Source organism: Stenotrophomonas maltophilia, from assembly GCF_047497515.2.
GTDB lineage: Bacteria > Pseudomonadota > Gammaproteobacteria > Xanthomonadales > Xanthomonadaceae > Stenotrophomonas.
Window position 1 is genome coordinate 81,006 of sequence record NZ_JAXAXL020000018.1, and the last position, 10,892, is coordinate 91,897.

Here is a 10,892-nt window from a genome sequence, read left to right on the forward strand (position 1 = left end):
ACTACCGGGCTCACCATCGATCGGGTGGGTGCCGACCGTTGGTCGGCACGCCTACTTTTCGTCGCTTTCCGCGTCGGCCTCGAACAGATGCATCAGGTCGTTGCGTGCATCGCGCGAGGTCTGGATCACGGCCGCCTCGTCGTCGTAGACCAGGTACTGGTCGCGCAGCAGCTGTTCGTCATGCTCGCGGAAGCGCTGTACATGGCGCTCGGCCACGTTCGGCGCCACGCCCAGTGCGGTCAGCACGCGGCCGCTCATCTCCAGGCTGGTGCCGAACACTTCGCGGAACGGTTCAGCCGACATGTCCATCAGCCGCCACGCATGCTGGCGGTTGCGTGCACGCGCCAGCACCGTTGCATCCGGATACAGCCGGCGCACCATGCGCACCGCGCGCAGGTTGGTCTCCGGGTCATCCACAGTGATCACGAACACATCGATGTGCTCGCCACCGGCCGCGCGCAGCATTTCAGGCCGGGTCGGGTCGCCGTAGTACAGCTGGTTGCCGAAGCGGCGCAGGTCGGCCACGGTGTCCGGGTTCGCCTCCAGCGCCACGAACGGCACCTTCTGCGCGGTCAGCAGGCGCGCGATCACCTGGCCGAAGCGGCCCATGCCGGCAATCAGCACCTTCGGCCGGTTGTCCGGTGCCACCTTGTCAGCCTCGGCGGCCTGGCGCGGTGCGGCCTTTTCCTGGCCGAGCAGCTTGAGCAGCGCGATCATCAGCAGCGGCGTGATCGCCATCGACAGGCCGACGATGGCCACCAGCCGGTCATGGTTGGCGTTGCCCAGCAGGTGCGCGCGCTGCGCTTCGTTGAACACCACGAAGGCGAACTCGCCACCCAGCCACAGCACGCTGCCCAACAGCAGCGACTGCCGCGGGCTGAGTCTCGCGATGCGGCCGACCGCGTACAGCAGGCTGAACTTGACCACCAGCAGGATGCCGACGCCTGCAGCGATCAGCCACGGCTCGGCAGCGATGCGATCAAGGTCGATGCCCATCCCCACCGCGATGAAGAACAGGCCCAGCAGCAGCCCCTTGAAGGGCTCGATCTGTGCTTCCAGTTCGTGCCGGAACTCCGAATCGGACAGCAGCACGCCGGCCAGGAACGCGCCGAGGCTGGGGCTGAGGCCCGCTTCCTGCATGAACCAGGCGGTGCCCAGCACCACCAGCAGGGCGGTGGCGGTGAACACCTCCGGGCTGCGGGTGCGCGCGATGATGCTGAACACCTTGCGCAGCACCGGCCGCCCGCACAGGATCACCACTGCCAGCGCGCCCAGCGCCACGGCGGCATCCTCCCAGCGCAGCGTCTCGTTCTTGACCCCGCCCAGCAGCGGAATGGCCGCCAGCAGCGGGATCGCGATCAGGTCCTGGAACAGCAGGATGGCAAAGCCCAGCCGGCCATGGTCGCTGTTGATCGCCTTGTGCTCGGACAGCAACTGCAGGCCCACCGCGGTGGACGACAGCGCCAGCGCCACACCCACCACCAGCGCGCTTTTCCACTGGAAATGGTCGAGCAGCAACAGGCCGCCCAGCACCAGCCCGGACAGCGCCACCTGCGCCGCGCCAGCACCGAACACCGAGCGCCGCATCACCTTCAGGCGTGCCGGCGACAGTTCCAGCCCGATCACGAACAGCAGCATCACCACGCCGATCTCGGCAGCGCCGAGGATGCGGTCGGCGTCCTGCACGAAGCCCAGCCCGTCCGGACCCAGCACCACGCCGGCCGCCAGGTAGCCCAGCACCGCGCCGAAGCCGAACTTCTTGAACACCGGCACGGCGATGACCGCCGCCAGCAGCAGCACCAGCGCCAGTTCCAGACCACCGCTATGCATGGGAATACCTGGTCATCGGGGGAACCGGCCGCGCGTCCGTTCGGAGGAGGAAAGGCAAGGCGAACGCCACCGCATCATTATGCGCGCCGGTGCGTGTACGCACGAGGACACGCGTGCAGGCAACGCTGCCGGCTGACCCCGGGTTGACCTGCCTGCCCGGCAGGTCCAGACTCCCCGCCGCTGGCGGCGCGTCCGCCGGCACACGCATCCCGGAGTCCCCAACCCATGTCCAGCGACAGTAGAAGTCGACCTCGTTCGACGCCAGCGATGGCCACCGCCTGACATCGGGACGGTTTGCCTGCGTTGGCGTTGCGCGAGGTCGCACCCCCACAAGGCAGAACCGATGAACCAGAAGCAATTGCTGCGCGCAGGGGCCGATGCTGCTGCCCTGGCCGCACCGCTGGCGAACTACAACACCGCCGACGCGGTGGAGTTCCTCAACACGCTGGAACTGACCCGCGCCGCTGACACGCTGGCGGCGCTGCCGTTGCCGCGTGCAGTGAAGATGCTTGAAGCGCCGGAACTGCACCGCAGCGGCGAGCTGGTGGCCGCGCTGCCGCCCGCGCGGGCGGCGGCTCTACTGGGCCTGATGGCCGACGACCGCGCCACCGACATCGTCCACGAGCTGGACGAGGACGAGCGCGCGCGGCTGATCCCGCTGCTGGGCACCGATGCCCGCCAGGCTATCCAGAAGCTGCTGAGCTACCCGCCCAACACCGCCGGCGCGCTGATGACCACCGAGTACGTGGCGGTGCCCGCCAGCTGGACCGTGGCGCAGACCCTGCAGCACATCCGCCAGGTGGAGCGCACCCGCGAAACGGTGTACGCGATCTACGTGCTGGACCCGGCCAGCCAGCACCTCCAGCAGGTGGTGACCATGCGCCGGCTGATCACCGGCCTGCCGGAGGAGTCGATCCTGGACGTGGCCCAGGTCAACCCGCCGGTAACGGTGGACGCGCTGATGGACCAGGAAGAAGTGGCGCGGTTGATCCGCCGCCACGACCTGCTGGCGATCCCGGTGGTCGATGCGCAGCAGCAGATGCTCGGCATCGTCACCGTCGATGACGTGCTGGATGCGCTGATCGAGGAATCCACCGAAGATGCGCACAAGTTCGGCGGCATGGAAGCGCTGGACAAGCCGTACATGCAGATCGGCTTCCTCGAAATGCTGCGCAAGCGCGCTGGCTGGCTGAGCGTGCTGTTCCTGGGCGAGATGCTCACCGCCAGCGCCATGCAGCATTACGAGGACGAGCTGGCACGCGCGGTGGTGCTGACCCTGTTCATTCCGCTGATCATGAGTTCGGGTGGCAACTCCGGCTCGCAGGCCACCTCGCTGCTGATCCGCAGCCTGGCGCTGCGCGAACTGCGCCTGCGCGACTGGTGGAAGGTGGCCCTGCGCGAGATCCCGACCGGCATGGTGCTCGGCGCCATCCTCGGCTGCCTGGCCATCGTGCGCATCGTGATCTGGCAGCTCGGCGGCCTGCACGACTACGGCGAGCACTGGATCCTGCTGGCGATCACCATCGGTGCGGCGCTGGTCGGCATCGTCACCTTCGGCTCGCTGTCCGGCTCGATGCTGCCCTTCATCCTGAAGCGCCTCGGCTTCGACCCGGCCAGCGCCTCGGCCCCGTTCGTGGCCACCCTGGTGGACGTGACCGGCCTGGTGATCTATTTCAGCATCGCCGCGATGATCCTGCACGGCACGTTGTTGTAGTCGGGCTGTCATCCACGCATGGCGTGGATCTACAGATCCCGGCGGTAGATCCACGCCATGCGTGGATACGGTGCCCGGGGCCTGCGCACGATCATGCCGCTGCATCGCCAGTCCGTGTACCGTAGGCACATGAGTACCTACCATCTGCAGTCTGTGTTCCGTCCGCAGTCGGTCGCGGTGATCGGTGGCAGCCCGCGTGAGCGCTCGGCCGGCCGTGCGGTGATGCGCAACCTGCGCGGTACCGGCTTTCCCGGCAAGGTGGCGTGGATCAACCCGCGGCACGCCGAGATCGATGGCATCCGCACGGTCAAGCGGCTGAAGGACCTGGACTGGGTGCCCGACCTGGTGGTGATCACCGCGCCGGCGGCGATCGTGCCGCAGGTGGTGCGCACCGCGGCCGAGCGTGGCGTGCAGGCCGCGATCATCCTCACCGCGCACCTGGGCGAAGGCCCCGGCTCGCTGTCGGCGCAGGTGGAGGCGGTGGCGCGCAAGCACGGCCTGCGCATCCTGGGCCCGCACTGCCTGGGCGTGATCGCGCCGCATGCGCGGCTCAACGCCAGCATCGCCGCGCATTTCCCGCAGGCCGGCGACCTCGCGCTGATCTCCGAATCCTCGGCCATTGCCGCCGCACTGGTGGAGTGGGGCGTGGCGCGCTCGGTCGGTTTTTCTGCCGTGGTTTCGCTGGGCGACACCATGGACGTCGACTTCGGCGATCTGCTCGATTACTTCGCCACCGACTACCGCACCCGCGCCATCCTGCTCTATGTCGAGCAGATCAAGGACGCGCGCAAGTTCATGTCGGCCGCGCGCGCCGCCGCCCGTGCCAAGCCGGTAGTGGTGGTGAAGTCGGGCCGCGCCGAACGCGTGCAGCCGGGCAGCCGCGATACCCATGTGCAGGCGCTTGCGCGCGCCGACGATGTCTACGGCGCGGCGTTCAACCGCGCCGGACTGCTGCGCGTCGGCGCGCTGGACGAACTGTTCACCGCCGCCGAGTCACTGGGCCGGCTGGGCACCTTCCCCGGCCGCCGCCTGGCCATCCTCAGCAACGGCGGCGGTGTCGGCCGCCTCGCCGTGGACCAGTTGATCGCACTGCGCGGCACGCTGGCCAACCTGTCCGACAGCACCATCGAAAAGCTCGACGCGGTGCTGCCGCAGGGCTGGTCGCGCAGCAATCCGGTCGACATCGTGGTTGACGCCGACGGCGACCGCTACGCCTCGGCCATCGAAGCGCTGCTGGCCGACAACGAGAACGACGCGGTGATGGTGGTCAACGTGCCGACCGCGTTCACGTCCTCCGCAGACGCTGCGCAGGCGCTCACCCGTACGCTCGGCCTGCGCCCGCGCCACCACCGCGACAAGCCGGTGTTCGCGGTGTGGCTGGGCAACGACGACCAGGCCACCGCCACGCTCAACGCGGCGCGGGTGCCGACCTATCCGACCGAGGCCGAAGCCGTGCGTGGCTTCCAGCATCTGGTGCGTTACCGCGAAGCGCAGAACGCGCTGATGGAAACGCCACCCAGCCTGCCACAGGACTTCAGTGTCGACACGGCCTCCGCCCGCGCACTGGTCGATGCCGCGCTGGCCAATGGCCAACAGTGGCTGGACCCGCTGGCCACCCACGAGCTGCTGAAGGCCTACGGCATCCCGTCCGCGCCGGTAATGCACGCGCGCGATGCGCATGAGGCGATGGATCTGGCGCAGCCACTGCTGGAGCGTGGTGCCAGCGTGGCGCTGAAGATCCTGTCGCCGGACATTCCGCACAAGTCGGAAGTCGATGGCGTGCGCCTCAACCTGGGGACGCTGCCGGCGGTACAGAGCGCGGCCAATGCGATCCTGTCACGTGCCCGCCAACTGCGGCCGGATGCGCGCATCGACGGGCTGCTGGTGCAGCCGACCATCATCCGACCGAAGGCGCGCGAGCTGATCGTCGGCATCGCCGACGACGCCACGTTCGGCCCGGTGATCGTGGTCGGTCGTGGCGGCACTGCGGTCGAAGTGATCAACGACAAGGCGCTGGCACTGCCGCCGCTGGACCTGCGCCTGGCCCATGAACTGATCGGCCAGACTCGCGCCTCACGCATCCTCAAGGCCTACGGTGACGTGCCGGCCGCCGACGAGCGCGCGCTGGCGCTGGCGTTGGTGAAGCTGGCGCAGCTGGCCGCCGACATTCCCGAAGTGCGCACGCTGGACATCAATCCACTGCTGGTCGATGGCAAGGGCATCCTCGCCCTGGATGCGCGCGTCGCCATTGCGCCCTCGCGCATCCTGCACAAGGGCCGCGGCCATCCCCGTTTTTCGGTGTTCCCGTACCCGAAGGAGTGGGAGCGCACCATTGAACTGTCCGACGGTGGCCGTGCCTTCGTGCGGCCGGTGCGCCCGGAAGACGATGCGTTGTTCCGTGCGTTCTTTGCCCGGGTCAGCGACGAGGACCTGCGCCTGCGCTTCTTCCAGTCGGTGAAGCACTTCAGCCACGAGTTCATCGCGCGCCTGACCCAGCTCGACTACGCGCGCTCGATCGCACTGGTGGCGATTGAACCACGCAGCGGCGAGATGCTCGGTGCGGTGCGCCTGCACGCCGATGCCGATTACCACCGCGGCGAGTACGGCATCCTGATCCGCTCGGACCTGAAGGGCCACGGCATCGGCTGGCGGCTGATGGCGATCATGATCGAATACGCCAAGTGGCTGGGCCTGGATGTGGTCGAGGGCCAGGTGCTGCGCGAGAACAGCACCATGCTGGCGATGTGCCAGAGCCTGGGTTTCAAGACGAAACTCGACCCGGACGACCCGACGGTGATGATGGTGACCTTGCCGGTGCAGCAGGTCGAGGTGCCGGAGGTGCCCCCGGTGGCGTGAATCACGTCCGGCGGCACACCGGCCTCAGCGCAACGACTCCACCACCACTGCCGTGCCGTAGCACAGCACTTCGGTCAGCCCGGTCATCACGTCGGTGGCGTCGTAACGCATGCCGATGATCGCATTGGCACCCAGCTGCCGCGCGTGCTTGACCATGTCGCGGTAGGTTTCCTCGCGCGCCTGTTCGCACAGTTCGGTGTAGATGGTGATGTTGCCGCCGAACAGGGTCTGGATGCCGCCGAGGAAATTGCCGACGATCGAGCGCGAGCGCACGGTGATGCCACGCACCACGCCCAGGTTGCGCGCCACCCGGTAGCCGGGCAGTTCGAAGGCGGTGGTGACCAGTGCATCCTCGAAGCGCAGGGCGGGTGGGGAGGTAGGGTTGCTGTTGTAGGGGTCTGCCATGGTCGCGTCCGTGTCGTAGAGTCGAGCGTGCTCGACTCTACAACGCAATCACCCGTTGCGGCATGGTTCCGTCACCCGGCCGGCGCGACAATACCCGTATGACCGACCGTATCCCCCTGTTGCTGTTGCCTGGCCTGCTCAACGACGCCGAGCTGTGGCGCGCCCAACTGGCCGACCTGGCCGATCTTGCCGACTGTACGGTGGGCGACCAGACCCGTGGCGAAACCCTGCAGGCGGTGGCCGAGGACGTGCTGGCACAGGCGCCTCAGCGCTTCGCGCTGGCGGGCTTTTCGCTGGGCGGTTTCGTCGCCCAGCAGATCCTGCGCATCGCTCCTGAGCGTGTGCTGCAGCTGGCATTGATCGACACCTCGATCCACGCCGACTCGCCCGAGCGCGCCGAGCAGCGCCGCAGCCAACGTGCCAGCGTGCGCCTGCCGGGCAAGTTCCATGGCTTCGGTGATGCACTGATGCGCAGCTACATCGATGCCTCGCGGCTGGACGACTACGTGCTGGTGCAGCGCGTGCGCGACATGACCGCGCGGCTGGGCGCCGACGTGTTCCTGCGCCAGAGCGCGCTGGAGCGCCGCGATGGGCATGACGTGCTGGCGGGTTACCGCGACCCGCTGCTGATCGTGTGCGGTGCCAACGACCGCATCACCCCGCTGGCGGTGAGCGAGGAAATGCACGCGCTGGTGCCGCATTCGCAGCTGGTGGTGGTGCCTGACTGCGGGCACCTGGCGCCGATGGAAAAGCCGGATGAAGTGAGCGCCGCCATGCGTGGGTGGTTGCTGCAGGACAAGGCGTAGGCCCTGCCTTTGGTAGGTGCCGACCTTGGTCGGCACGCTGTGTCATCGCTCGATCACAGGTCAGTGCCGACCAAGGTCGGCACCCACCGATTCGGTGCCGCAAACACGGTCGGGATCAATCCCAGGCCGGGGCGATGCCTTCCGGGTTGGCCAGGCGCTGGCCTCGGTCGAGCTTGGCGATCTGCGCCATGTCTTCGTCGGTCAGGCGCACGGCCGCCGCTTCCAGGTTGGCCGCCAGGTTCTCGCGCTTGGTCGACGACGGAATGACCGAGAAGCCCTGCTGCAGCGCCCAGGCCAGCGCAACCTGCGCCGGGGTGGCCTGGTGGCGGCCGGCGATGGCCTGGATCACCGGATCCTTCAGCACTTCGCCGTAGGCCAGGCTCATGTAGGCGGTGATGTGGATGCCGTTGTCCTGCAGGAACTTCACCAGCAGGCGGTTCTGCAGGTAGGGATGGATTTCGACCTGGTTGGTGGCGATCGCGTCGGCACCGAGGATCTCGATCGCCTTGCGGGTCTGCGCGATGGTGAAGTTGGAGATGCCGATCGCGCGGGTCAGGCCCTGCGCCTTGGCTTCGGCCAGCGCCGGCAGGTATTCCTCCATCGGCACGTCGACCTTGTCATTCGGCGACGGCCAGTGGATCAGTGCCAGGTCCACATGGTCGGTGCGCAGCTTTTCCAGGCTGGTGCGCAGGCTGGCCAGCAGCGCATCGCGCTTGAATTCGGTGATCCACACCTTGGTGGTCAGGTACAGATCATCACGCGGCACGCCGGACTCGGCGATGGCCTGGCCGACCTCGGCCTCGTTGCCGTAGATCTGCGCGGTATCAACGGCGCGGTAGCCGACCTCCAGTGCATTGCGCACCGAGTCGATCACGGTCTGGTCTTTGAGGCGGAAGGTACCAAGGCCAAAAGCGGGGACAGTCATGGGAAGCTCCAAGGGGGGAGGGAGTCGCAAAGGAAAGAGGGTAGGGCAGGTGCTGTATGCATGCCGGCAACGCTGCATTGCATGAATCAGTGCGCGGCCACGGCGATGCCGTCGGCGCGATCATCGATGCCATCACGACGGTCCAGGCGGCCGCTGAGCACGGTCAGTGCATAGGCGCCCACCACCACCAGCGCACCCAGCCACGGCGTATGCATCAGGCCGATGTGCTCCACCACCAGGCCACCGAGCGAGGCGCCCAGGGCGATACCGATGTTGAAGGCGGCGATGTTCAGGCCCGAGGCCACGTCGCTGGCCTGCGGCGCGTAGCGCTGCGCCTGCTTGACCACGTACACCTGCAGGCCCGGCACGTTGCCGAATGCCACCGCGCCCAGCGCCAGCACGGTCAGCAGCATCAGCCAGGTGCTGTGGGCAGTGAAGGTGAGCACGAACAGCACGACCGCCAGCAGGGCGAAGATGCGCTTCAGCGCGGGTACCGGGCCCATGCGGTCGGCCATGCGGCCGCCCCACAGGTTGCCGATGGCCACCGACACGCCGTACACCAGCAGCACCAGGCTGACCGCATTGGCCGAGAAGCCGGTGACGTCCTGCAGGATCGGCGCCAGATAGGTGAAGGCCAGGAAGGTGCCGCCGTAACCCAGTGCGGTCATTGCATAGACCAGCAACAGGCGCGGCTGGCCCAGCACCGCCAACTGCTGGCGGAAGCTGGCCGGTGCGCTCTGCGGCAGGTTGCGCGGAACGAACAGCAGCGCACCCAGCAGTGCGATCACGCCCAGCGCCGCCACGGCCAGGAAGGTCGCGCGCCAGCCCAGGTGCTGGCCGATGAAGGTACCCAGCGGTACGCCCGTCACCAACGCCACGGTCAGCCCGGTGAACATGATGGCGATGGCACTGGCTGCCTTCTCCTTCGGCACCACCGCGGTGGCGATGATCGATCCGATCGAGAAGAACACACCGTGCGCCAGGCCGGTGAGGATGCGCGCGGCGATCAGCGAGGTGTAGCCCGGCGCCATGAAGGCGATGACGTTGCCGAGGGTGAACAGCACCATCAGCGCCACCAGCAGGGTCTTGCGCGGCACGCGGCCGGTCAGCGCGGTCAGTACCGGCGCACCGATGGCCACGCCCAATGCATACAGGGAAACCAGCAGGCCGGCCGAAGGCAGGCTGACCTGCAGGTCGGCGGCGATGGTCGGGATCAGGCCGACGATGACGAATTCGGTGGTGCCGATGGCGAACGCGCCGAGGGTCAACGCCAGCAGGGCGAGGGGAATGCCACGGATCATGACAGGGTCCAGCAGGGGAAGAGGCTGCGCAGTCTGCGCCGCCGTCTTTCGCTGAAAAACCGGTCTTCACGCCAATCACTCTTGCCGTGCAGTCAATAATGGCGACATGAAGACCACCCTTGATGAAATGCAGGCCTTCCTGGCGGTGATCGACAGCGGTTCGATCAGCGCCGCTGCCGAGCAGCTGGGGCAGACGCCGTCGGGCGTGAGCCGCGCGCTGGGGCGGCTGGAGGACAAGCTGGGCACCACACTACTGACCCGCACCACGCGTCGCCTGCACCTGACCGCCGAGGGCGAGGCGTACCTGCGCCATGCGCGCGCGATCATCGATGCGGTGGAATCGGCCGAAGAACAGATGGCGGCGCGCCGCGAGCGCCCGGCCGGGCGCCTGCGCGTGGACGCGGCAATGCCATTCGTGCTGCATGTGATCGCGCCACTGGTGGCCGGTTATCGGGAGCGCTACCCGGACGTGCAGCTGGAGTTGAACAGTTCCGACCGTTACATCGACCTGCTGGAACGGCGAACTGACCTGGCGATCCGGATCGGGCCGTTGGCCGACTCCACCCTGCATGCACGGCCGCTGGGCCGCTGCAGACTGCGGCTGGTGGCCAGCCCGGCCTATCTGGACAGGTGGGGCGAGCCCAGCACGGTCGCCGCGCTGGGCCAGCACACCCTGCTTGGTTTCAACGAGCCGGAATCGCTGAACCGCTGGCCGCTGCCCGGTGAGTCGGAGGGACTGCTGCTGGTGCGACCGGACATCGCCGTGTCCAGTGGCGAGACGCTGCGCCGGCTGGCGGTGGAAGGGGTGGGCATCACCTGCCTGTCCGACTTCGTCACCGATCGCGACCGCGCTGCCGGCACGCTGGTGCCGGTGCTGGCTGCGCAGACGCAGGAGGTGTTCCAGCCGATCCATGCGGTGTACTACCGCAACACGGCGGTGTCGGCGCGGATCAGCTCGTTCCTGGATTACCTGGCCGCCGCGATGGCACGCAGCGATTACGTGAGCTGAGCGTTGCAGCCGGGTTGCCGGCCAGCGGCCGGCACTACCGCAGGCT

The 10,892-nt window shown here is 67.8% G+C and carries 8 protein-coding genes; 4 read left to right on the forward strand and 4 right to left on the reverse strand.

Annotation, left to right across the window (positions count from 1 at the left end; all coding sequences use genetic code 11):
* Positions 1–51 precede the first annotated feature (51 nt).
* Positions 52–1,830 (reverse strand): monovalent cation:proton antiporter-2 (CPA2) family protein, encoded by a 1,779-nt coding sequence (locus tag ACMZPQ_RS19565; RefSeq protein ID WP_197580659.1) that lies wholly within the window; start codon positions 1,828–1,830, stop codon positions 52–54.
* Positions 1,831–2,173: 343 nt separating this feature from the next.
* Between ACMZPQ_RS19565 and mgtE the strand changes: the two genes are divergently transcribed.
* Both mgtE and ACMZPQ_RS19575 read left to right on the forward strand, forming a co-directional pair.
* Positions 2,174–3,544, forward strand: a complete 1,371-nt coding sequence (gene mgtE, locus ACMZPQ_RS19570) for a magnesium transporter (protein WP_053451136.1) — start codon at positions 2,174–2,176, stop codon at positions 3,542–3,544.
* Between the two features lie 129 nt (positions 3,545–3,673).
* Positions 3,674–6,400, forward strand: coding sequence for a bifunctional acetate--CoA ligase family protein/GNAT family N-acetyltransferase (locus tag ACMZPQ_RS19575; RefSeq protein ID WP_197580658.1), 2,727 nt, complete (start codon positions 3,674–3,676; stop codon positions 6,398–6,400).
* 24 nt (positions 6,401–6,424) lie between these two features.
* On the opposite strand, the gene ACMZPQ_RS19580 is transcribed toward ACMZPQ_RS19575, so the two are convergent.
* The gene (locus tag ACMZPQ_RS19580; protein ID WP_197580657.1) at positions 6,425–6,805 is read right to left on the reverse strand and encodes a YbjQ family protein; all 381 of its coding nucleotides are present in this window, start codon (positions 6,803–6,805) and stop codon (positions 6,425–6,427) included.
* Positions 6,806–6,903: 98 nt separating this feature from the next.
* Between ACMZPQ_RS19580 and ACMZPQ_RS19585 the strand changes: the two genes are divergently transcribed.
* Positions 6,904–7,611 carry an alpha/beta fold hydrolase gene (locus ACMZPQ_RS19585; RefSeq protein WP_312647162.1) on the forward strand — a complete coding sequence of 236 codons (708 nt, stop codon included), beginning with the start codon at positions 6,904–6,906 and terminating at the stop codon, positions 7,609–7,611.
* Positions 7,612–7,726: 115 nt separating this feature from the next.
* On the opposite strand, the gene dkgB is transcribed toward ACMZPQ_RS19585, so the two are convergent.
* Both dkgB and ACMZPQ_RS19595 read right to left on the reverse strand, forming a co-directional pair.
* A complete protein-coding gene (gene dkgB / locus ACMZPQ_RS19590) occupies positions 7,727–8,536 on the reverse strand; it encodes a 2,5-didehydrogluconate reductase DkgB (RefSeq protein ID WP_197580655.1) in 810 nt (269 codons plus the stop codon).
* An 86-nt stretch (positions 8,537–8,622) separates the two neighbouring features.
* Positions 8,623–9,837 (reverse strand): MFS transporter, encoded by a 1,215-nt coding sequence (locus tag ACMZPQ_RS19595; RefSeq protein WP_197580654.1) that lies wholly within the window; start codon positions 9,835–9,837, stop codon positions 8,623–8,625.
* 106 nt (positions 9,838–9,943) lie between these two features.
* On the opposite strand from ACMZPQ_RS19595, the gene ACMZPQ_RS19600 reads away from it, so the two are divergent.
* Complete coding sequence (locus ACMZPQ_RS19600) at positions 9,944–10,846, forward strand: LysR substrate-binding domain-containing protein (protein WP_197580653.1); 903 nt, start codon at positions 9,944–9,946, stop codon at positions 10,844–10,846.
* Positions 10,847–10,892: the final 46 nt, after the last annotated feature.

Coding starts and splice junctions, on each gene's coding strand:
- ACMZPQ_RS19595 (WP_197580654.1), bottom strand. CDS start 9,837: ATGATCCGTGGCATTCCCCTCGCCCTGCTGGCGTTGACCCTCGGCGCG.
- ACMZPQ_RS19575 (WP_197580658.1), top strand. CDS start 3,674: ATGAGTACCTACCATCTGCAGTCTGTGTTCCGTCCGCAGTCGGTCGCG.
- ACMZPQ_RS19600 (WP_197580653.1), top strand. CDS start 9,944: ATGAAGACCACCCTTGATGAAATGCAGGCCTTCCTGGCGGTGATCGAC.
- ACMZPQ_RS19585 (WP_312647162.1), top strand. CDS start 6,904: ATGACCGACCGTATCCCCCTGTTGCTGTTGCCTGGCCTGCTCAACGAC.
- dkgB (WP_197580655.1), bottom strand. CDS start 8,536: ATGACTGTCCCCGCTTTTGGCCTTGGTACCTTCCGCCTCAAAGACCAG.
- ACMZPQ_RS19565 (WP_197580659.1), bottom strand. CDS start 1,830: ATGCATAGCGGTGGTCTGGAACTGGCGCTGGTGCTGCTGCTGGCGGCG.
- ACMZPQ_RS19580 (WP_197580657.1), bottom strand. CDS start 6,805: ATGGCAGACCCCTACAACAGCAACCCTACCTCCCCACCCGCCCTGCGC.
- mgtE (WP_053451136.1), top strand. CDS start 2,174: ATGAACCAGAAGCAATTGCTGCGCGCAGGGGCCGATGCTGCTGCCCTG.